Origin of the sequence: Flavobacterium gelidilacus DSM 15343 (assembly GCF_000422685.1) — a bacterium.
Taxonomy (GTDB): Bacteria; Bacteroidota; Bacteroidia; order Flavobacteriales; family Flavobacteriaceae; genus Flavobacterium; species Flavobacterium gelidilacus.
Map to the genome: position 1 here is coordinate 293,250 of NZ_KE383904.1, position 21,710 is coordinate 314,959.

Below are 21,710 nucleotides of genomic sequence, written 5' to 3' on the forward strand. Positions count from 1 at the left end.
TTCTATAAATTAGTTATGAGTTGGCTCGCTACAATCTTTCATTTGTTCTGGCGTTTTTCCGCAAAAACCACAACTTTCTCCATCTTTGTTTAAAAACGGACTTTGGCTAGCACATGTTCCAGCAAATTTACCGTCTTTTTTTGCCCAAATTTTAATGGCAATTCCAGCAAAAGCTAGAGCTAATAATCCTATGGTTAGTAAAATAAGTTTCATCTTTTTATGTAATTTTTATTTGCTGCAAAGATATGAAAGTTTGTTTGATTTTTAGATTTTCAGATGATAGATTTTCGGACAGTCTGAATATCCAATATCCGAATATCTAAAAATCACTAAATAACATTTACTTCTGCTTGAATTTGAATTCCGAATTTTTTAAAAATTGTATCTTGAATATTTCTTGAAACAGCCAAAATTTCTTGTCCAGTAGCATTGCCATAATTTACTAAAACCAAAGCTTGATTTTTGTGAATTCCAGCATCACCAAAGCGTTTGCCTTTAAAACCAGCTTGTTCGATTAACCAACCAGCTGGGACTTTTACTTCCGTTTCCGAAACAACATAATGAGGCATTTCTGGATGATTTTGCTTTGCTTTATCGTAATCAGCTTTTAAGATTATTGGATTTTTAAAAAAACTACCACTATTTCCAAGTTCTTTTGGGTTTGGAAGTTTACTTTGTCTAATAGAAATTACAGCATTACTAATCTCTTTTAAAGTAGGATTTGTAATATTGTTTTTTTCTAATTCAGTATCAATTGCCCCATAAGAAGTATTGATTTTATGATTTGTCTTGGTTAGTTTGAAAGTTACATCAGTAATAATGTATTGATTTTTTAATTCGTTTTTAAAAACACTTTCTCTATAACCAAATTTACAAGTCGCTTTATCAAATGATTTTATACTTTGATTATCAATTTTCATGGCAGTGCAACTATCAAAAGTGTCTTTAATTTCAACACCATAAGCACCAATATTTTGAATTGGTGTAGTACCAACATTTCCCGGAATTAGAGATAAATTTTCAATGCCTCCAAAATTGTGTTCAATACACCAAAGTACAAATTCATGCCAGTTTTCTCCAGCTTGCGCTTTTATCCATGCAAAGTTTTCGTCTTCATTTACAATTTCAATTCCTTTTAAATTAACATGAACTACTAATTTTTCAATATTTTGAGTCAGTAACATATTGCTTCCACCGCCAAGAACAAAAATGTCTTGATTAGTTTTTAAAACTGAAGCCAATTCAGTCGTGTTTGAAACGGCAATAAACTCTTTTGCTTGAGCTGAAATGCCAAACGTATTATATTCTTTTAATTGAAAATTAGATTGAAAATTCATGTATAAAATTTAAAGTGCAAAAATAAGATTTATTATTCAATAATAATATCAACTTAAAGTTTAAAAATCTTGTACGATTGAAGAGTAGATTGAATAATAATTTCTGTTCTCTGTTCGTGTGTGTCTGTGATGAAAATTTGTCCAAAAACATCATTGTTTACCATAGAAACTATTTTTTGAACTCGAGTTTCATCTAATTTATCAAAAATATCATCAAATAATAAAATAGGTAAAACACCACTTTTTTCTTTAATGAATTCAAATTGAGCTAGTTTTAAGGCAATCAAAAATGATTTCTGTTGTCCTTGTGATCCAAATTTCTTAATAGGAAAACCATCAATTTCAAACGATAAATCATCTTTGTGTATTCCAACCGAAGTATATTGTAAAGCCTTATCTTTTGGTAAATTGTTTTTTAATAAATTTTCTAACGAATTTTCAAACAATTGGCTTTCATATTTTAATTGTACTTCTTCTGCAGAATCTGTTATAGTTTGATGGTGTTTTTGAAAAATCGGAATAAAACTATCTAAAAACTGTTTTCTCTTATTGAATATTTTCAATCCAATTTCAGCCATAGGTTCGTCATAAATAGCTAAATTGTCAGCGTCAAAAACCTGATTTAAAGCAAAATACTTCAACAAGGCATTTCTTTGGGATACGATTTTTTGGTAGCGAATTAATTGATTTAAATAGGAATTATCTAAAATAGAAATCACACTATCAATAAACTTTCTGCGAGTTTCACTTCCTTCTGTTATTAAATCAGAATCTGAAGGAGAAATAATTACTAAAGGAATAAAACCAATGTGTTCAGAAAGTTTTTCATATACTTTTCCATTGCGTTTTATGGTTTTCTTTTGGCCTTTTTTTAGACTGCAGACTACTTTTTCTTCCTTGTTTTCTTTCTCGAATATTCCATCTATTACAAAAAACTCTTCACCATGCTTTATATTTTGACTTGCTAATGGATTAAAATAACTTTTTCCATAGGACAAATGATAGATCGCATCTAAAACATTTGTTTTTCCAACACCATTTTTCCCAACAAAGCTATTGATTTTGGTATCAAAGTCATATTGTAGATCAGTTATGTTCTTGTAATTAAGTAAGGAAATGGATTTTAAAAACACTAGTAAATTTAAGGTTTTGGAGGTGAAAAAATAGTAAAGCACAAATTTAAGGGTAATTAATGGAATAATAATGTTGAGATTGTTTTTAATTTTCTTAAATTTTTTATGGCTAATTCAATAAAAGTTATATTTTTGCACCTCATTAAATTAAAATAAATGGCAACGTATAACAAAAGAGGATATAAAGCACCTAAACCGAAAGATATTGCAGATGATGCAACAAATGAAATTGATGGAACTTATGATGGTGATAGTACTACAGCAGAAGTTTTTGAAACCTTAGATGTTCAAGCTAATAAAGCGGAAGACTGGGTTGTTAAGCACCAAAAATTAATAATGGGAGTTGTTGGAGCAATAGTTCTTTTGTTAGTAGCTTATTTTGCTTATGACAGATTTATTGCTGTACCTAATGAAGAAAAAGCGGTTAACGAAATGTTTCAAGCGCAACAATACTTTAAGCAAGCGGTTGACGGACAAGCTACTCCAGATTCTTTATTTACTTTAGCTTTAAAAGGGGCTGAAGGGAAATTAGGATTTGAAGGAATTATTTCAGAATATTCTGGAACTAAGTCAGCTAACTTGGCTCAGTATTATGCTGGAATGTCTTATTTAAACTTAAAAGATTATAAAAATGCTGTTGAGCATTTAGAGAAATTTTCTTCTGATGATGAAATGTTAAAGCCAATTGCTTTAGGAGCTATCGGTGATTCATTTTCTGAATTGAAAAAAGTTGATGATGCACTTTCATATTATTTAAAAGCAGCTGAAGCTTCTGATAATGATTTTACTTCTCCTCGTTACTTTATGAAACATGGTTTATTAGCTATGATGAATGGTAAAAAAGAAGCAGCTTTAAAGTCATTCAAAACAATTAAAGAAAAATATAGCACTTCTTCTGAAGCTGCAAATATTGATGGATACATTGCAAGAGTTGAATAAATATGGCAACAGAAAACAAAAATTTATCTAATTACGATAAAAACACAATCCCAAACGTGAAAGATTTTCGGTTTGGGATTGTTGTTTCAGAATGGAACGACGATGTTACAGAAGGACTTTTTAATGGTGCTTTTGATACATTAATTGATTGTGGGGCAATTTCAGAAAACATTGTAAGATGGAATGTGCCAGGAAGTTTTGAATTAATCTTTGGTGCAAAAAAAATGCACGAAGAATCAGAAGTTGATGTTATAATTGTAATTGGTTCTCTAATTAAAGGCGAAACAATGCATTTTGAATATGTTTGTGAAGGAGTTACACAAGGTATAAAAGATTTAAACTTGATGTATGACATTCCTACGATATTTTGTCTTTTAACAGACAACAACAAACAACAATCATTAGATAGAAGTGGTGGGAAACACGGAAACAAAGGAGTTGAAGCAGCCATTGCAGCTATTAAAATGGTAACTTTGGGTTAAAATTGACTTAAAAAATAGTTAACCTACTCATTTGAGTAGGTTTTTTTATGGCTTTTAGCTAATAATTCTGTAAATTTGATTATTATTTAACTAACAAAAATGCTATGTTTATTAAATCATTGTTAAGACTTCATTCTCATAGAAGGTTTGATTATCAACCTCGCTATTATGATGAACAAAAAGAGCAAAGAGAACAAAGACTTGAAAACAGACGACTATTGAGAGATACTGAGAAACGTATTTCCTTTAGAACGGGTTGGCATGCAGAAAGTAAAATGTATTCTTCAAGGTCTAGTAGTTTTAGAATAGCAATAATAGCTGGTGTTTTAATCTTAATTTGTTACTTCATTTTACGTTCGCTAAATATTGATTTATATTAAATGTCAGCAAAAATAAAACTATTACCTGATCACGTTGCCAATCAAATTGCCGCTGGAGAAGTTGTTCAACGACCTGCTTCTGTAGTCAAAGAATTGATTGAAAATGCAGTAGATGCAAATGCTTCAGAAATAAAATTAATAATAAAAGACGCTGGGAAAACCTTAATTCAAGTAATTGATAATGGTTCTGGTATGAATGTTATTGATGCAAGAATGTGTTTTGATCGCCATGCTACTTCAAAAATAAAAAATGCAGAAGATTTATTTGATTTACATACCAAAGGATTTCGTGGTGAAGCTTTAGCCTCAATCGCTGCTATTGCTCATGTAGAATTAAAAACGAAACTAGTTGCTGAAGAACTTGGAACACATATAATAATTGAAGGAAGTAAATTTACATCTCAAGATGTTGTTGTGTCTCCAACTGGAACTTCTTTTTCAGTTAAAAATTTATTTTATAATATTCCAGCCCGAAGAAATTTTCTTAAATCAGATACAGTAGAGTTTAGGCATATTGTAGATGAGTTTCAGCGTGTTGCTTTGGCTCATCCAAATATTTCTTTCATTTTATACCACAATGGTGAAGAATATTTAAACTTACCCATTTCAAATTATAGACAACGTATTGTAAATCTTTTTGCAGGAAAAACCAATGAAAAATTAGTTCCTGTAACTGAAAATACAGATATAGTTGCAATTCACGGATTTGTTTCAAAACCAGAATTCGCCAAAAAAAATAGAGGAGAACAATTTCTATTTGTTAACGATAGATATATTAAAAGCGGTTACTTGCATCATGCGATTATGAATGCATATGATGGTTTATTAAAAGAAGGGACACAACCTTCTTATTTTTTATATTTTGACGTACCAAAACATACCATTGATATTAATATTCATCCGACAAAAACAGAAATTAAGTTTGATGATGAGCAATCTATTTATGCTATTTTAAGAGCGAGTATTAAGCATAGTTTGGGTCAATTTAATGTGTCACCAATTTTAGATTTTGAAAGGGATTCTAATTTAGATACACCATACGAATATTCTAAAAAAGAAGCAGATGTTCCTATAGTTGAGTTTGATGCTACTTTTAATCCTTTTAAAAAGTCTGATGATAAGCCTGTTCGTCAAGTATATCACAAACAAGAAACGGCAAATTGGGAAAGTTTGTATGTTGGATTAACAGATGAATTTCAATCTAAAAGCAATCATTATGAAGCCGATGAAGTTGCAACTTCATTGTTTGATGATGTAGAAGTAGACTCAGTAGTTCAAAAAAACTATCAATTACAAAAGAAATATATCATAAGTCCAATAAAATCAGGCTTATTAATTATTGATCAACGAAAAGCTCACCAGCGTATTTTGTATGAACAATTTTTGACAAATATTACTATATTAAAAGGAAATAGTCAGCAATTGTTGTTTCCTTTGTCAATTATAATGTCATCACACGAACTAGAATTGCTAAAAGAATTAAAAGTTCAATTAGAACATACAGGTTTTGTATTCGATAAATTCACAAAAGAAACTGTTATTTTTTCAGGAATTCCGACCAATGTTCAAGAAGGAAAAGTGCCTAGTTTGTTAGATGATTTAGTTAACGACTTGCAACAAGATTTTCCACAAAGTAGTTTTTCGCAGAATGATAGCATAGCTAAATCTATGGCAAATAGTTTAGCAATAAAAACAGGAACTTATCTAACACAGTTAGAAATAGACAACATGGTCAATGCTATGTTTGCTTGTAAAGATCCAAATATTTCACCTTTTCATAAACCAACATTCATCACAATAACAACGGATGATTTAGATAAACGATTTTCTTTATGATGAACATCACCGAAACAGTGAAACAGCTGTTGATAATTAACGTTTTATTTTTCATAGGAAGCCAATTTGTGCCAGCTTCTTATGATTTATTAGCTTTGCATTATTTTGAAAGCGATAAATTTAAGCTATGGCAACCATTAACATCTATGTTTATGCATGGAGGTTTGATGCATATAGCCTTTAATATGTTTGCGTTGTATTCTTTCGGAAGTGCTTTGGAACATAGATGGGGTGCAAAGAAGTTTATCTTTTTCTACATTTCTTGTGGTTTAGGTTCAGCCGTATTATATTCTGCTTTTAATTATTATCAATTTCATGAAGCTATTCAACCCTTATTAAACGGTGGTTTGTCTAAATCAACGATTTTAGAAGCAATGAATACACAAAAATTCAATTCGTTTGATGGAATAATTTCTCAAGAACAATTTAATTCCTTTTCAAGTGTATTTTATGGAACAGCAGTTGGTGCTTCTGGTGCAATATATGGTTTATTAGTTGCGTTTGCCTTTTTATATCCAAATGCTGAGTTAGCTTTGATGTTTATTCCAGTTCCAATAAAAGCAAAGTATTTTGTTCCAGGAATTTTAGTAATTGATTTAGTTTTAGGATTAAAAGGAAATTCGCTTTTTGGAGATGGTGGCACAGGAATTGCTCATTTTGCTCATTTAGGTGGTGCATTATGTGGTTTCATAATGATGTGGTATTGGAAGAAAAATCAATTTAACGATAACCGTTGGGATAGATAAGTATAGTAGATTTTAGAATAAATAAACACATGAATATTTTTCAAGATTTAAAAAATCAATACACAAATAATGGTATTGTTCAAAAACTTATTTTTTGGAACATAGGCTTATTTTTGTTGACTATTATTTTCTTTTATAATTTTAAATCGGGTGATTTTTCTTTTCCTATTTGGGTTGCTCTGTATTCTTCATTTTCAGATGTACTAACAAAACCATGGACATTGATTTCTTATATGTTTGTTCATTCAGGATTTATTCATTTATTGTTTAATATGCTGATGTTGCATTTTGTAAGCCGATTTTTCCTTACATTTTTTACTGAAAAACAATACTTAGTAGTTTATTTACTTGGAGGAGTTTTTGGTGGATTGGTATTTGTTACAATTTATTATTTTTTAGGAATAAGAATTCCAGTTGTTGGAGCAAGTGGTGCTATTATGACTTTATTAGTTGCAGCAACAGCTTATTCACCTTATTATATTTTACAAATTCCTTTGATTGGAAGACTAAAATTGTGGCATGTAACAGCTTTAATTCTTTTCATAGATATTCTGCAATTATTGTTGGTAAATACGGGTGGACATATTGTTCATCTTTCAGGAGCTTTTTTTGGTTTCTTATATGTATTTTTATTAAAAAGAGGTACAGATTTAGCCAAGCCTTTTTCTAATTTATCTTTTAAAAGACCTATAAAAAAGAAAACACCTTTTTCAAAAGTTCATGTAAATAAAGCTGCATCAAACCTTTCTAAAGCTCCTAAAACAGATGTTGAGCAGAAAAAAGTTGATGATATTTTGGATAAAATAAGTAAATCAGGTTATGATAGTTTGACAAAAGAAGAAAAAGAATTTCTTTTTAAACTTGGAAAATAAGTAAGGATGAAGAACCAAACATGGTTAAGTAAAATTATGCGTTTTTTAAATATTGTACTAGTTATAGTTACAATACTTGCTTATGTTTTACCTTTTTTAGCACCCAAATTATTTCCTTTATTAAGTGTGTTTACCTTGGTTTTGCCTTTTCTATTAATTCTAAATTTTCTGTTTTTTATTTATTGGTTACTTCAATTAAAAAAATACACTTTCATTTCTGGAATTGTATTGTTATTAGGGATAACATTCATTAACAAGCTATATAAATTTTCTGAAACAAATATGCCAGAATCAGAAAACGATTTTGTTATAATGAGTTATAATGTGCGATTATTCAATTTGTATGAATGGTTACCCAAAAAAGATGTACCAAAAGAAATTAATAAATTTATAGCTCAAGAAAATCCAGAAATACTATGTATTCAAGAATTTTCTCTTGTTGATGCAATCAATTTTAGTCAATATAAATATAATTACATTAACGTAGAAGGAAAGAAAAATAAATATGGTCAAGCTATTTTTTCAAAATTTAAAATAATAAATGAAGGAGAAATTGCATTCCCAAATTCCTCTAATAAAGTGATTTATGTAGATGTTTTAAAGAAAAAAGATACAATTAGAGTATATAGTATGCACATGCAATCTGTAAAAATTAGTACAGATATTAATGAGAAAATTGATGAGGCAAAATCAAAATTTATTTTCAAAAGAATTAGTGAAGCTTTCACAGAACAACAACAGCAAGCAGAATTAATTAGGAAAAATGTAGAGGATTGTAAATTGCCAAAAATTATTTGTGGTGACATGAATAATAGTGCTTTTTCATATGTTTATAGATTAATTAAAAGCGATTTAAAAGATTCGTTTGAAGAAGCAGGTTCAGGTTTTGGTAAAACCTATAATTTTAAATATTATCCAGCACGAATAGATTATTTATTAGTTGAAAAAGAATTCGCAGTGAAACAATACCAGTCATTTGATTCTTTTTTTAATAGTGATCACTTTCCGATTTCTACAAGATTAGAATTGAAAAGGAAAGACAAGTAGTATTTATAAAGTTTGCTTTTTTAAATAATCAACAGCATATCGTCCTTCATTAAATAATAAATCTAGAATACTGAGATTATTAATAAAGCCATGTTTGTCGTCAAAAACTTGGGTATAAGATTCTAATTGAGTAGTATCTTTTTTTCCATCGACTAAATAGCGTAAATCATTTTCGTTTTCAATAGTATGAAAATATTCTGTCGTTTTTAAAAAAGGTAAATCAATTCCTAAACATGAATTTACGATTTCAAATGTTTCGAAATTTAAATCCATTAAGAATTTATATTTTTTCTGATAAATAGGCAAAATATCATCTATAAAGTACTCAAAAAAAGGAGAATTTTTATAAGCTGCTTCAAGTGATTTTAAATGATTTTTTTGCCAATCTGCAGTTTCATCAAGAAGTACATGTTTATATTTCTGCTTTTTTTCTGTAGAATGTTTAACCGAAATATTAAGTAATTGAATGCCGTTTGCACTGTAAATGTACATTCGATTTCTATTGGTTTGCTTTTGAAAATTATCATCTACTTCAAATACTAATTTATCTGCTTGAATCATTGCTATATAATGACTGACAGAAGGGAAATAGGTTGGATGAAGTAATGTTTTCATTGTTTTTAAAAGACTACTGATTTTCTTCTTTGTTTTTCTTTTTACTTCTAAAGTAGTCAAACGCAAAATAACCAGCCAATAAGAACAAGAAATATTTAAAATATGATTGTGGTTGACCTTCACCACTTACTGTAGTAAACATTCTATCCCAACGAATTTTGTTCATTATTCCTTGTGCATTTGAATCCCAACTCATCCAAATAAAGATTGGTTTTCCAACAATATGATCAGCAGGAACATAACCCCAATAACGTGAATCTTCAGAATTATGACGATTGTCTCCCATCATCCAATAATAATCTTGTTTAAAAGTATATGATGTGGCAATTTGACCGTTAATTCTAATTTCATTTCCAGTTTGTTGTAAAGTGTTTCCTTCGTATTCTGTAATTATTCTTTTATAATAAGGAAGTGTTTCTATATTTAATTCCACTGTTTTTCCAGCTTGAGGAATGTAAATTGGTCCTAAATTGTCTTTTGTCCAGTTCTTTTGATTAGGTCCATGAGGAAAAATATCATGCATTTCTTTAGTACTTATTACCGATTTTTGACTTTTAATCAAATTAACAAACTCTAGAGGAAGTCTGTTGATACATAATAAGTTTTTGTTTTTGTCTTCAAATACGACAAATTTATTTGATTCTTTTATTCTAGTTATGATGTTTTGTAATTCAATGTCTTTAATTTTTGGATCAATTTTAAATTCATACGAGAAAATGGTATTTGTTGTGTCAATCATCTTTTCGAGATTTGAAACACCTGGAATTTTCTTTAATTTCTCCACATTTTCTGAAGTTAAAGCCGGAAAATAAGCAGTTTTTTGCTCTGCAAGAAATCCATATCTATCGTGAGTGTTTAAATCACTAAATAAAGTATTGTAGTCAATATTATCAACAGGTTCTACTTTTGCTGAATATGAAAACTGTGGTTTTGCTCTTTCTGATAAAACTAAAACCTTATCGTTTACATATAATTCAGAATTTTTAACTTCAATTTTATCACCAGGAATTCCGACACATCTTTTTACGTAATTTGATCTTTTGTCGATTGGTTTCCAAGCATATCTATGTAAAGGATCTCTAAATTGGTAAACAGTATCAATTGGCCAATTAAAAACAACGATGTCATTATTCTTTATTTTTTCATAACCAGGTAATCTAAAATAAGGTAATTGTGGCCAAATAGTATATGATTTAGTTTTTATGAAAGGTATTGTATCATGAACCATTGGAGCAGCAACTGTTGTCATTGGAGTTCTTGCGCCATAATTATATTTACTTACAAATAAGAAATCACCAACCAATAACGATTTTTCTAATGAAGATGTCGGAATCGTAAAAGGCTGAATAAAATAAGTATGTACAAAAGTAGCAACGACGATCGCAAATAATAATGAGCTAACAGTGTCTGCTGTTTTGTTTTTTGGTACTAAACTTCTATCAGTAATATATGTTGGGTTTTGTGTGTAATTTATATAATAAATATAAAAACCTAAAGTCAGAATGACTAAAGCTGTATCTTTTGTGGAGTTATATCCAAAACTTCTAATCGTTTCTACCCAAACAACAGGAATCATTATTAGGTTGATAATAGGAATGAATAATAAAAAAGTATACCATTTAGGTCTGTTGATAATTTGCATTAAAACTATTGCATTGTAAACAGGAATAAAAGCTTCCCAAGCTTGTCTACCTGCTTTTACATATAATTTCCAAGTTCCTAATCCATGGATTAGTTGAACTATCAATATGAAGAATAACCATTGTAATGCTGTCATTTTTTATTTTTTAAAAGTTTAAAAGTTCGCGAGCTTAAAAGAAACCCGGAGACAAGATATATTTTATATTCCTAAAACGTCTTTCATTGTAAAGACTCCTTTCTGTTCTATTAACCATTCAGCGGCAATTACAGAACCCAGTGCAAATCCTTCTCTATTGTGTGCTGTATGTTTTATTTCTATTTGATCTACTTCAGAATCGTAAAAAACGCTATGTGTACCTGGTACGTTTTCAATTCTTTTGGCTTCAATATGAATTTCGTTATTTTTTGGATTTTCTAAAGTCCAATTCGTGTAATCTGAATTATCGATAACACCTTTTGCTAATGAAATAGCTGTTCCACTTGGTGCGTCAAGTTTTTGTGTGTGATGTATTTCTTCCATTGAAACGTTATATTGTTTCAAGTTATGCATCATTTTTGCTAAATAATCATTTAGTTCAAAAAAAACATTTACACCTAAACTAAAATTTGAGCTGTAAATGAAACTTCCCTTATTAATTTCACACAATTCAGCCATTTTTTCATAATTATCTAGCCAACCTGTTGTTCCTGAAATAACAGGAATGTTGTTGTTTAAACATTCAGAGATATGAGTTACGGCAGAATCGGGAACACTAAAATCAATTGCAACATCAGCATTTTTCAATCCTTCAAAAGAATCAGTACTTGATTTTTTTAACACTATAGAATGTCCTCTCTCTAAAGCTATTTTTTCAATAACTTTTCCCATTTTTCCGTAGCCTAAAAGTGCAATTTTCATGTAGATTAGTGTAAAGAAATTAATGTTTGTTACAGTTTGAAGCGTTAATTATAGTTAAAAATTGTAATTAAAAGACAATCCTACATTTTGCCTATTGTTCAACTGATTTTGATATAAATCTGGTTTTACAGATAGGTTGTCATTCACGTTAAACTGAATTAGATGTGCGTCGACATTAGCATCTACTATATTTAGAATGTAAATTCCAACAGTAAGTAGCATAGATAAATCTCTGTTTCTTTGGTGAAATTTTTGAGCACTAATTAAACGAGCATCATCTAGATTTCCATAAATAGGATGATTTGGATCTGAGGTTCCATCAAGTCTTCTTTTATACTCATCCCTAAATTTATTATATTCTCTTTGGTTGAAAGTATAAGAATATATTGAAATCCCCAAACCAGCATAAACAATAGGAATTTTCCAATATTTTTTATTATATGCTTGTCCAAGACCAGGTAAAATTGCGGAATAAAAAGCAGCTTTTGATGGTTTCAAAGGATCTATTGTTGTAACAACAGTATCTTTTACCTTAATAATTTCGGGTTTTTGTGCAAAAAGAGTAGTGCTACAAAAAAACAAAATAAGTAAATATATGAAAACTGTTTGCTTCACTATTCTTTAATAAGTTTCAAAATACGTTCAAAATCTTCTTCAGAGTGAAATGGAATAGTAATTTTCCCTTTTCCATTTCCAGCTGATTTAATATCTACTTTTGCTCCAAAATAATGTGCAAAAGTTTTCTTTTGTTCTTCATCTATTTGAAAAGAATCAGCCTTAGGTTTCTTAGCTTTTGGTAAAAGACTTTCTTGGTATTTTTTTACTAAAGCTTCAGTATCTCTAACAGATAAATTTTCCGTAACGATTTTATGATAAATATCTCCTTGAACATCATTATCTTCTATATTTATTAATGCTCTTCCGTGACCCATAGAAATAAAGCCATCACGAATTCCGGTTTGGATAATTGGATCTAATTTTAATAAACGAAGATAATTGGCAATGGTTGAACGTTTTTTACCAACACGATCACTCATTTGTTCTTGTGTAAGATTGATTTCGTCAATTAAACGTTGGTATGACAAAGCAATTTCAATAGGATCTAAGTCATGACGTTGGATATTTTCAACCAAAGCCATTTCAAGAGATTCTTGATCATTTGCTATGCGAATATATGCAGGAACAGTTTCAAGACCAATTATTTTTGAAGCTCTTAAACGTCTTTCTCCAGAAATTAATTGGTATTTGTTAAAGTCAAGTTTACGAACTGTAATCGGTTGTATTACACCTAGTTCTTTAATTGAGGTTGCTAATTCGTTAAGCGTATCTTTATTAAAATTTGTTCTAGGTTGAAACGGATTTATCTCGATTGAATTAATATCTAATTCAACAATATTTCCTACTACTTTATCTGCATTTTTATCTTCTACCGATTTTATATCATTGGCAGGATCTTTTAAAAGAGCTGATAGTCCTCTTCCTAATGCTTGCTTTTTTACAGCTTTTGTCATCCTTTATGCTTTATTTTTTCTAATAATTTCTTCAGCCAATTGTAAATAATTAGAAGCACCTTTACTGGTAGCGTCATAATTAATTATACTTTCACCAAAACTTGGTGCTTCACTCAATTTAATATTTCTTTGAATGATTGTATTGAAAACCATATCGGAGAAGTGTTTTTGTACTTCTTCAACCACTTGATTTGATAAACGTAAGCGGCTATCAAACATAGTCAATAGTAAGCCTTCAATATCTAAATCAGGATTATGTATTTTTTGAACACTCTTAATGGTTGTTAACAGTTTACCTAATCCTTCTAAGGCAAAATACTCACATTGAATAGGGATTATTACGCTATCGGCAGCTGTTAAGGCATTTAATGTTAGTAAACCTAGAGAAGGAGCACAATCTATTAAGATGTAGTCATATTTATCTTTAACGCTTTCTAATGCTTGTTTAAGCATGTACTCGCGATTTTCTTTATCCACTAATTCTATTTCAATAGCTACTAGATCGATATGAGCTGGAATAACCCATACATTGGGTGCAGAACTAGTTATTATAGCTTCATCTGGAGTGTTGCTATGTTCTAAAATTTGGTAAGAACCAATTTCAACAGATTCCACGTCGATGCCTAATCCACTACTGGCATTTGCCTGTGGATCTGCATCAATTAAAAGCACTTTTTTTTCCAAAGCTCCTAATGAAGCCGCTAAATTTATTGACGTTGTTGTTTTACCTACACCACCTTTTTGATTTGCAATTGCAATGATTTTACCCATTTGATATATTAAAATTAGGAACTGTAAAAATACAATTAATTATGGTTTTTTCAAGTCTAATTTGTTAACAATAGATTAAAGTTATTAGTAAGGTTATATAGTGGTAGCTTTTTAAGCTTTAGCTTCTCTAATTAACAATTTTATAGCGTCTTTTAGCAACTAAATAGTAAAGTATTAATTACTTTTGTAAGATAAAAATCAGCTGTTTTGAAAAAAATAATATTATCGTTTTTGGTGTTCGTGTTTTGTTTTTCAACAATTTTAGGTCAAGAAAAGAGTCACACAATTTCATTTAATTCTGAAAAGGCATTCAAATCCTTCTTTCGTTCATCAAGTAATTTCTACCCAATTGTCAGTGCGCATAGAGGTGGTCCAACTGTTAATTTTCCCGAAAACTGTACAGCCACTTTTCAAAATACAATTCAATATAATCCCGCGATTATTGAGACAGATATTGCCATGACCAAAGATTCGGTTTTAGTTATGATGCATGATAATACATTAGATAGAACGACAACAGGTACGGGGAATATTTTCAATTATACCTACGAAGAATTGCAACAATTTTTTCTAAAAGATAATGAAGGAAATGTCACAACTTATAAAATAGAAACTTTAGATGAAATTTTAAATTGGGGAAAGAACAAGGTAGTTTATACTTTAGATGTAAAAAGAGGTGTGCCTTTTAAAAAGGTTGTAGATGTTGTGAAAAGAAACAATGCCGAGAATTATTCTATTATAATTACTTATAATGCAAATCAAGCTGCTGAAGTTGCAGCTATAGCTCCTAATTTATTGCTATCAGTATCTGCCAGAGGTAAAGAAGACATAGAGCGTATGGAAAGCTTAGGAGTGAAAGTTGAAAATATGGTTGCTTTTGTTGGTGTAACTTTTCCAAAACCAGAAGTTATGACATACATGAAGTTAAAAGGAATTACTTGTATTTCTGGTACAATGGGAAATATAGATAAAAGTGCTGAAGCTAAAAATGACTCTATATATTTAGATATAATAAACGCGGGTGTAATGATTATTTCTTCAGATAGGCCAAAGGAAGTAGCTCAACAAATGCAATTATATATTGAAGAACACAAGTTAAAAAGTAAATCAATAAAGTAATACAAAGAGTTTATAAAAAAGAAAAACACGATGATTAAGTCGTGTTTTATTATTTAGTCTCTTTTTGGACTATTTTTCTTGTCTCGTTTTTCTGCTTTTTTTTCTTTAGCAGTTTTAAGCGGTTCTTTCTTCTCTGTTTTTTTAGCGTCTTGACTCTTTGCCATAATATAAAGTTTTAAGTAAAGATAATAAATTAAATTTCATTAAATACAAAACTAAAACTTTTTTGCTTATCGTGATAGGCTAAAATGAGCTCTAAAAGTTCTAGAAATATTGTTTTCTTCAAAATTAACTGTGAACCAATAATCACTTGCGGGTAAGGAGTATCCATTAAAAGTTCCGTCCCAACCTGGACTGTTGGTTGATATTTGTTTAATGAGTTTCCCATACCTATCATAAATAAATACTTCTACTTTGTTTAGATTACTTAAACCTGTGATTGTCCAAAAGTCATTTATTCCATCACCATTTGGTGTAAAAAAGCGAGGGTAATTTATTATAAGAATATCTTTTGACAAGGGTGGAGAACATTCATTTTTATCTGTGACAGTAACGGTGTGACTACCAGCAGAAACATTGCTAAAGATGTTGCTGTTTTGAAAGTTTCCATTGTCTAATTGGTATAAATAATCTCCACTATTAAAAGCTAAAACAGTTATAATTTGATTTTCTGAAAAGGCTCCACTTGTAGTATACTCAACACTAGTTAAAGTTGGCTCTAAAATAGTTACACTTATAGTTTGTGGAACAGCACACTGATTTGGGTTTGGAGTAAATGTGTAACTTCCTGAAACTAAATTGTTAATTGTGGAAGGATTCCACGAACCGTTTATTCCATTAGGAGAAGTAGTGCTTAAAGTTGGTGCATTTGTACCTTTACAAAATGTTAGGACATCGTCAAAATCGGGTAATATGCCACTAGATACGGTAATTGATATTTGATAAGGTTGAATATTTTGACATCCAGTTGTTTGTGGTGTAAATGTATATGTGGTTGTCCCAGTATTTGAAGTGTTAATTGCAGTTGGATTCCAAGTTCCATTAATTGGAGTTGTATTTGATGATGTAGTTGGCAAAATTGGAGCTGTTGCATTCAAACAATAAGTAGTTGGTATCACTGGAAAAACTAGTGTGATGTTTATTTGAGGATTTACAGTTACAGTTATAGTTTCGCTTATTCCTTCACAACCATTAAGTATTGGAGTAACTATATAAGTAACAGTTCCTGAAGTGCTACCTGAATAAGATAATGTTTGTGCAATTGTATTACCAGTTCCGTTTGAAAAGCCTGTAACGTTTGATGAAGTAGCAGTCCAATTAAAAGTTGCACTCGTATTTGAAGCTACTAAAGAAATAGCAGTTGTTTCATTAGAGCAAATTGTATTTGAACCTGTATAGGAAAGCGTCGTATTCGTTGGAAAAATGGTTACATTTATGGTCTGCGACACGGCACATTGATTAGCATTAGGTGTAAATGTGTAACTTCCTGAAGTTGTATTATTAATAACTGAAGGATTCCATATACCAACAATTCCATTAGGAGAGGTTGTATTTAAAACTGGTGCATTTGTGCCAGAACACAATGATATGGTAGCATTGAAATTAGGTGTAATATTAGTTGCAACTGTAATGTTTAAAGAATAAGTGGTGTAATTTATACAAGGATTTGATTGTGGAATAAATGTATAAGTTGTAGTTCCAATAGTTGATGTATTAATGGCTGCTGGATTCCAAGTCCCATTAATTGGCGTTGTATTTAATGATAGTGATGGTAGTGTTGGAGCAGTTGCATTCAAACAATAAGTAGTTGGAATAGCAGCAAAAGTTGGGGTAATGTTCGTCTGTGGATTTACAGTTATGGTTATTGTTTCAACCATTCCTTCACAACCATTAACCATTGGAGTAACATTGTAAGTGACAGTTCCAGTTGTACTTCCGGAGTAAACTAAAGTTTGTGTAATTGTATTTCCAGTTCCGTTAGAAAACCCGGTTGTATTTGATGAATTGGCTGTCCAATTAAAAGTAGCACTTGTATCTGAAGCCGTTAATGTAATGGCTGTTGCTTCAGTTGAACAAATTGTTGTTGTTCCAGAATAAGAAGCCGTTGTCATTGGTAAAAGTGTAACGGCTGTTCTTATATTGCTTATACAACCAGTAGTTAGGTTATAGGCTTCAGCATAAAAAGTTCCTATAACAGTTGGAGTATAGTTTGCTGAATTTGATTGCAGTAAATTCCCGTTGGTTGGTGCATCATACCAATTGACACTTTCATTAGCATTCACAGTTACATTAAGTGTAGTGTTTTGATTATTACAAAGTGATTGATTACCATTTGATATCGGTGAATTTGGTAATGCATTAATAACTACAGTAAAAATATCAGATAAAGTCGAGCAAAAAGGATTGCTTAAATTAGATATATCATTTGCGACTTTCACTCTGTAATAAGTAGTAGTTGTAATGGTTGGAATGATGTAAATAGAAGAATTTTCTCCTGTTATATCTACATAATTAATGTTATCGCTACTTTGTTGCCATTGGTAAACATTTGAAGCGGTTCCAGTTGTGGTGACTTGTAATTGATTGTTGGTAATAGTTTCGTTTTCGCAAATAGAAATTGTATTAGATGGATTTCCGCTATTTGTAATATTACTGTATTCACCACAAGCACGAAACATGATGTCGTCTATTGCCAAGTCATTACCACAGCCACCAATACCGTTGTTTCTCATTTTTAGAATTACCGAAGTTTGACCTGCACCCATAGTAAAGACTAAACCAAATTGATTCCATATAGGATTTGGAGTTCCGTTAATGTTACCTGTGTTACCTGATTGTAATAAAATGGTGTCTGTAATGTCCCAAATTTCAAATGTCACATTTACAGGAATTCCAGTTCCAGGACAACCTCCTGAGGCTGAATTTATAATATTAATTACCCAAGCCGAAAATTCAAAAGTAGTATTACTACACAAACCGGTTACAGTTCTTTTGTAAAACTGACCGGGTGTATTACTGGCATTAACTATTAAACTTTTACCATTTATGCCATCAGGCTGATTATCTGGAGTATGATCTAATGAATAGAGCCAATTGTTTCCAATAAGATCTGTTCTATAGAACAAAGTATATTGTCCATCATTTGGAAAGCCACTGTTTACGTAAGTGTAGTTAGTTACACCTGCAGGCAAAGCTGGTCCGTAAGTTGTATCACTTCCAAAGTTTTCAAAAAATATGGGAGCACCACTACTTCCATTGCAGAAACCTAATTGGCTAAAGGCTATTGTATAGTTAAATAAAAGGACTAATAAAATGTAGTTCTTGTTCATTATTGCTAAAATTTATTGGGTAAAAAAACATTTTTATAAATATAATACCAAATATTTAAACATTTCGATAAATTGGTTTCATAAAAACTATACACATAAAACAATAGTAAAAAGCTATAATTATTAGTTATATGCTGCATAATTGAAATCAATATACTTTATTTATTATTTTGTATAGGTGATGTAAAGGTCAATAAAACATTTACGTAATTGGTTTTTTAAATAAATGCGAATAATATTTTTAATGTATTCATGAACTATTGTTCTTTTCATCACAAACTTTATCTTTACAAAAAAAACTTGAAAATAATCATTCTAACTCCTATGGAGATTGAGCAGAAGAAAGTGCTTAATGCTTTGTCTAGAATAACTACTTTAAAACATACTTATGAAGTAAAAGTTTCTGGTATTGGTAGAGAAAGTACAGCCAAAGCTTTATTGAATTTGCCAACAAACGATATTTGTGTGTTAATGGGTTTTGCAGCTGTTGTCGGTAAAGAAGTTCATTTACCTGCATATTTAGGTATGGGTAAGCCTATTGAAATTAGGACTTCTTCTTTGTTTGGTTATGAAGGAGGTTTATTTGAAAATGGAAAACCTATTCATTCAGATCCTAAATTGAAGTTGCCTTGTTTGTCTTCATTAACCTCTGATAAATTTGTTAGAACGACAGATTTAGATGAAGGAACTGTCATAAATATGGAAGATTATACCTTTATGTATTTAAAGAAACCTCAAGACTTTATTGTTCGAATCATTTCTGATTTTTTGCCTCATGAAACAGAAATTGACTTTTTTGAACATGTAAAAGCAATTGATTTTATGGATGGAGTTTTGGCTTTAGAACAAATTTAATTGTTTTTATCAAATTGTATTTCTAATAAAATAACTAGAAATAATATTAATCATGAACTTATTTTTTAAATTTGTTTTATAAACAATATAATATGAAATTATTAAAAACACTCTTTTTTTTAGTATTATTTATCTTTATCTCTTGTGGGACAAACAAACAACAAGCAGATTTGGTTATTACAAATGCGAAAATTTATACTGTAAACAATGCTTTTGAAATTGTTGAAGCTATTGCGATTCGAGATGGTAAAATTATTGCCACTGGTTCCTCTAAAGAAATAAATGAAACTTTTGAGGCTACAGAAATTATTGATGGCAAAAACCAATTTGTGTATCCGGGTTTTTATGATGCTCACGCTCACTTATATCGTTTGGGTATCACTATGCAAATTGTAAACTTAAGAGATACAAAGAGTTTTGATGAAATTATTTCTAGAGTAATAGATTATCAGAAAAATAATAATGTAAACTTTATTGAAGGACGCGGTTGGGATCAAAATGATTGGGAAAATAAAGAATTTCCATCGAGAGAAAAGTTAGATGAATTATTTCCTGATACACCAGTAGTTTTAACGAGAATAGACGCTCATGCAATGCTTGTAAATGGTAAAGCTTTAGAATTAGCAGGTATTACTGCTGCAACTAAAATTGAAGGAGGTCAAGTTGAAGTTGTTAATGGCAAAACAACTGGAATTTTAGTGGATAACGCTATGGCCTTAATAAATAAAATTATTCCAGAGCCAGATTTAAAAACTAATATTCAAGCTTTAAAAGATGCTCAAAAAATAGTTTTTGATTATGGAATTACTACTATAAATGAAGCAGGTTTAGAACGAAATATTATTGAGTTAATAGATAGTTTACAAAAGGCAAATGAACTTGATTTGAATATTTATGCCATGGTGCGTGCTTCAAAAGAAAACCTTGATTATTATACAAAAAAAGGAATTTATAAAACAGATAAATTAAATGTGCGTTCCTTTAAATTTATGGGTGATGGTGCTTTGGGTTCAAGAGGAGCTTGTTTACACTTGCCTTATTCAGATAAACCAAAACAATTTGGAGCTTTATTGTCACCAATTAATGATATAAAAAAGGTTGCTAGACAAATTGCTAATTCAGATTATCAAATGAATACACATGCTATTGGTGATTCTACAAATTCGGTTATGTTAGAAATTTACAAAGATGTTCTAAACGGCAAACCTAATAGAAGATGGAGGATTGAACACGCTCAAATTATGCTAGAAAAAGACTTTGATTATTTTAGTCTTGGAATTATTCCTTCGGTTCAACCAACACATGCTACTTCTGATATGTATTGGGCAGAAGATAGGGTTGGAAAAGATAGAATTAAAAATTCATATGCCTATAAGAAAATATTGGATAAAGCAGGTGTAATTGCTTTGGGAACAGATTTCCCTATAGAAGAGGTGAATCCAATGCTTACATTTCATTCGGCTGTAGCCCGAAAAGATTTAAAAAATTATCCAAAGGATGGATTCCAAATCCAAAATGCCTTAACAAGGAAAGAGACCTTAAAAGGGATGACAATTTGGGCAGCTTATTCTAATTTTGAAGAAGAAGAAAAGGGAAGTTTAGAAGTAGGCAAATGGGCAGATTTTACTATTTTTTCAGACGATATTATGACAATGCCAATTGAAAAAGTACCTTATGTGTTGCCAAATCATGTTTTTATAAAAGGGAAGAAAGTAAAATAGTGTTTAGGATTTATTATAAAAAAAACACCAACAATATTGTTGGTGTTTTTTTTATAATATTAAGATATTCAAATCTATCTATTTAGCAACCTTAAAAACAATTTTTTGTTCCGCATCATTTCTAGACATTGTGATTTCTTTTGGACTTATTTTGTAAATGGTCCATGTAGTTTTTCCACGTCTGTCGGTTGTAGTAATTACATTCTTATTTAGCGTCCATGTGCCTTCAAGGTCGACCATAAAACTAAATTTAAAAGTCATATCTTCTTTAAACTCAATTGTTGTCAATTCAAGCATTTCTTTAGTTTCCTCATATTCTTCTTTTGAAAATTTAGGGTTAATCAAATCAAAAAATTCCCATTTCCTCGAAACAGTTTCAACTGTAATTTCGGTATTATCAGTTTGAGCATGTAAACTAACGGAGCTAATAAAAATAAGAAATAAGATTAAATTATTTTTCACGTAAAATGTTTTTTAA

The 21,710-nt window shown here is 30.2% G+C and carries 21 protein-coding genes; 10 read left to right on the forward strand and 11 right to left on the reverse strand.

The window, feature by feature from the left end; all coding sequences use genetic code 11:
• Window positions 1-9: 9 nt before the first annotated feature.
• The 3 genes from G507_RS0113935 to recF form a co-directional block, all read right to left on the reverse strand.
• A complete protein-coding gene (locus G507_RS0113935; protein ID WP_026718064.1) occupies window positions 10-213 on the reverse strand; it encodes a hypothetical protein in 204 nt (67 codons plus the stop codon).
• A 116-nt stretch (window positions 214-329) separates the two neighbouring features.
• The gene (gene murB / locus G507_RS0113940) at window positions 330-1,337 is read right to left on the reverse strand and encodes a UDP-N-acetylmuramate dehydrogenase (RefSeq protein ID WP_026718065.1); all 1,008 of its coding nucleotides are present in this window, start codon (window positions 1,335-1,337) and stop codon (window positions 330-332) included.
• A gap of 53 nt (window positions 1,338-1,390) precedes the next feature.
• Window positions 1,391-2,470 carry a DNA replication/repair protein RecF gene (gene recF, locus G507_RS0113945; RefSeq protein WP_026718066.1) on the reverse strand — a complete coding sequence of 360 codons (1,080 nt, stop codon included), beginning with the start codon at window positions 2,468-2,470 and terminating at the stop codon, window positions 1,391-1,393.
• Window positions 2,471-2,626: 156 nt separating this feature from the next.
• On the opposite strand from recF, the gene G507_RS0113950 reads away from it, so the two are divergent.
• From G507_RS0113950 to G507_RS0113980, 7 genes are all read left to right on the forward strand, one after another.
• On the forward strand, window positions 2,627-3,409 hold the full coding sequence (locus tag G507_RS0113950; RefSeq protein WP_026718067.1) for a tetratricopeptide repeat protein: 783 nt from the start codon (window positions 2,627-2,629) through the stop codon (window positions 3,407-3,409).
• Between the two features lie 2 nt (window positions 3,410-3,411).
• A complete protein-coding gene (gene ribH, locus G507_RS0113955) occupies window positions 3,412-3,891 on the forward strand; it encodes a 6,7-dimethyl-8-ribityllumazine synthase (RefSeq protein ID WP_026718068.1) in 480 nt (159 codons plus the stop codon).
• Window positions 3,892-3,995: 104 nt separating this feature from the next.
• On the forward strand, window positions 3,996-4,271 hold the full coding sequence (locus G507_RS0113960) for a hypothetical protein (protein ID WP_026718069.1): 276 nt from the start codon (window positions 3,996-3,998) through the stop codon (window positions 4,269-4,271).
• Entirely contained in the window at window positions 4,272-6,107 is a 1,836-nt protein-coding gene (mutL, locus tag G507_RS0113965; RefSeq protein ID WP_026718070.1) for a DNA mismatch repair endonuclease MutL, read from the forward strand.
• On the forward strand, window positions 6,107-6,853 hold the full coding sequence (locus G507_RS0113970) for a rhomboid family intramembrane serine protease (protein WP_035666348.1): 747 nt from the start codon (window positions 6,107-6,109) through the stop codon (window positions 6,851-6,853). The genes mutL and G507_RS0113970 overlap by 1 nt, the downstream gene beginning before the upstream one ends.
• A 29-nt stretch (window positions 6,854-6,882) precedes the next feature.
• Entirely contained in the window at window positions 6,883-7,725 is an 843-nt protein-coding gene (locus G507_RS0113975) for a rhomboid family intramembrane serine protease (RefSeq protein ID WP_026718072.1), read from the forward strand.
• 6 nt (window positions 7,726-7,731) lie between these two features.
• Complete coding sequence (locus G507_RS0113980; protein ID WP_026718073.1) at window positions 7,732-8,772, forward strand: endonuclease/exonuclease/phosphatase family protein; 1,041 nt, start codon at window positions 7,732-7,734, stop codon at window positions 8,770-8,772.
• A gap of 3 nt (window positions 8,773-8,775) precedes the next feature.
• Here the strand turns inward: G507_RS0113980 and G507_RS0113985 are convergent, their stop codons facing one another.
• The 6 genes from G507_RS0113985 to G507_RS0114010 all read right to left on the reverse strand — a co-directional run bounded on the left by G507_RS0113985 (window position 8,776) and on the right by G507_RS0114010 (window position 14,208).
• Window positions 8,776-9,387, reverse strand: coding sequence for a WbqC family protein (locus G507_RS0113985; RefSeq protein ID WP_026718074.1), 612 nt, complete (start codon window positions 9,385-9,387; stop codon window positions 8,776-8,778).
• A 13-nt stretch (window positions 9,388-9,400) separates the two neighbouring features.
• Window positions 9,401-11,164: a signal peptidase I gene (lepB, locus tag G507_RS0113990; protein ID WP_026718075.1), complete on the reverse strand. Its 1,764-nt coding sequence runs from the start codon at window positions 11,162-11,164 to the stop codon at window positions 9,401-9,403.
• A 63-nt stretch (window positions 11,165-11,227) separates the two neighbouring features.
• Window positions 11,228-11,926: a 4-hydroxy-tetrahydrodipicolinate reductase gene (dapB, locus tag G507_RS0113995; RefSeq protein ID WP_026718076.1), complete on the reverse strand. Its 699-nt coding sequence runs from the start codon at window positions 11,924-11,926 to the stop codon at window positions 11,228-11,230.
• 54 nt (window positions 11,927-11,980) lie between these two features.
• Window positions 11,981-12,424 (reverse strand): DUF5683 domain-containing protein, encoded by a 444-nt coding sequence (locus G507_RS0114000; RefSeq protein WP_415776910.1) that lies wholly within the window; start codon window positions 12,422-12,424, stop codon window positions 11,981-11,983.
• 116 nt (window positions 12,425-12,540) lie between these two features.
• On the reverse strand, window positions 12,541-13,437 hold the full coding sequence (locus tag G507_RS0114005; protein ID WP_026718078.1) for a ParB/RepB/Spo0J family partition protein: 897 nt from the start codon (window positions 13,435-13,437) through the stop codon (window positions 12,541-12,543).
• Window positions 13,438-13,440: 3 nt separating this feature from the next.
• Window positions 13,441-14,208 carry a ParA family protein gene (locus tag G507_RS0114010; protein ID WP_026718079.1) on the reverse strand — a complete coding sequence of 256 codons (768 nt, stop codon included), beginning with the start codon at window positions 14,206-14,208 and terminating at the stop codon, window positions 13,441-13,443.
• 207 nt (window positions 14,209-14,415) lie between these two features.
• Between G507_RS0114010 and G507_RS17020 the strand changes: the two genes are divergently transcribed.
• Window positions 14,416-15,327, forward strand: a complete 912-nt coding sequence (locus G507_RS17020) for a glycerophosphodiester phosphodiesterase family protein (protein WP_084518991.1) — start codon at window positions 14,416-14,418, stop codon at window positions 15,325-15,327.
• A gap of 230 nt (window positions 15,328-15,557) precedes the next feature.
• On the opposite strand, the gene G507_RS0114025 is transcribed toward G507_RS17020, so the two are convergent.
• Window positions 15,558-18,656, reverse strand: coding sequence for a T9SS type B sorting domain-containing protein (locus tag G507_RS0114025; protein WP_026718080.1), 3,099 nt, complete (start codon window positions 18,654-18,656; stop codon window positions 15,558-15,560).
• 300 nt (window positions 18,657-18,956) lie between these two features.
• Here G507_RS0114025 and G507_RS0114030 point away from each other — a divergent pair, with 300 nt between their 5' ends.
• Window positions 18,957-19,511, forward strand: coding sequence for a hypothetical protein (locus tag G507_RS0114030; RefSeq protein WP_245575625.1), 555 nt, complete (start codon window positions 18,957-18,959; stop codon window positions 19,509-19,511).
• Window positions 19,512-19,603: 92 nt separating this feature from the next.
• Window positions 19,604-21,232, forward strand: coding sequence for an amidohydrolase (locus G507_RS0114035; protein ID WP_026718082.1), 1,629 nt, complete (start codon window positions 19,604-19,606; stop codon window positions 21,230-21,232).
• A gap of 78 nt (window positions 21,233-21,310) precedes the next feature.
• Here the strand turns inward: G507_RS0114035 and G507_RS0114040 are convergent, their stop codons facing one another.
• The gene (locus G507_RS0114040; protein WP_026718083.1) at window positions 21,311-21,694 is read right to left on the reverse strand and encodes a hypothetical protein; all 384 of its coding nucleotides are present in this window, start codon (window positions 21,692-21,694) and stop codon (window positions 21,311-21,313) included.
• Window positions 21,695-21,710: the final 16 nt, after the last annotated feature.

Bases quoted from the DNA above. Each gene is read 5' to 3' on its own strand.
- G507_RS0113935 (WP_026718064.1), bottom strand. From the start codon at position 213: ATGAAACTTATTTTACTAACCATAGGATTATTAGCTCTAGCTTTTGCT.
- murB (WP_026718065.1), bottom strand. From the start codon at position 1,337: ATGAATTTTCAATCTAATTTTCAATTAAAAGAATATAATACGTTTGGC.
- G507_RS0113950 (WP_026718067.1), top strand. From the start codon at position 2,627: ATGGCAACGTATAACAAAAGAGGATATAAAGCACCTAAACCGAAAGAT.
- ribH (WP_026718068.1), top strand. From the start codon at position 3,412: ATGGCAACAGAAAACAAAAATTTATCTAATTACGATAAAAACACAATC.
- G507_RS0113960 (WP_026718069.1), top strand. From the start codon at position 3,996: ATGTTTATTAAATCATTGTTAAGACTTCATTCTCATAGAAGGTTTGAT.
- mutL (WP_026718070.1), top strand. From the start codon at position 4,272: ATGTCAGCAAAAATAAAACTATTACCTGATCACGTTGCCAATCAAATT.
- G507_RS0113970 (WP_035666348.1), top strand. From the start codon at position 6,107: ATGAACATCACCGAAACAGTGAAACAGCTGTTGATAATTAACGTTTTA.
- G507_RS0113975 (WP_026718072.1), top strand. From the start codon at position 6,883: ATGAATATTTTTCAAGATTTAAAAAATCAATACACAAATAATGGTATT.
- G507_RS0113980 (WP_026718073.1), top strand. From the start codon at position 7,732: ATGAAGAACCAAACATGGTTAAGTAAAATTATGCGTTTTTTAAATATT.
- G507_RS0113985 (WP_026718074.1), bottom strand. From the start codon at position 9,387: ATGAAAACATTACTTCATCCAACCTATTTCCCTTCTGTCAGTCATTAT.
- lepB (WP_026718075.1), bottom strand. From the start codon at position 11,164: ATGACAGCATTACAATGGTTATTCTTCATATTGATAGTTCAACTAATC.
- dapB (WP_026718076.1), bottom strand. From the start codon at position 11,926: ATGAAAATTGCACTTTTAGGCTACGGAAAAATGGGAAAAGTTATTGAA.
- G507_RS0114005 (WP_026718078.1), bottom strand. From the start codon at position 13,437: ATGACAAAAGCTGTAAAAAAGCAAGCATTAGGAAGAGGACTATCAGCT.
- G507_RS0114010 (WP_026718079.1), bottom strand. From the start codon at position 14,208: ATGGGTAAAATCATTGCAATTGCAAATCAAAAAGGTGGTGTAGGTAAA.
- G507_RS0114025 (WP_026718080.1), bottom strand. From the start codon at position 18,656: ATGAACAAGAACTACATTTTATTAGTCCTTTTATTTAACTATACAATA.
- G507_RS0114035 (WP_026718082.1), top strand. From the start codon at position 19,604: ATGAAATTATTAAAAACACTCTTTTTTTTAGTATTATTTATCTTTATC.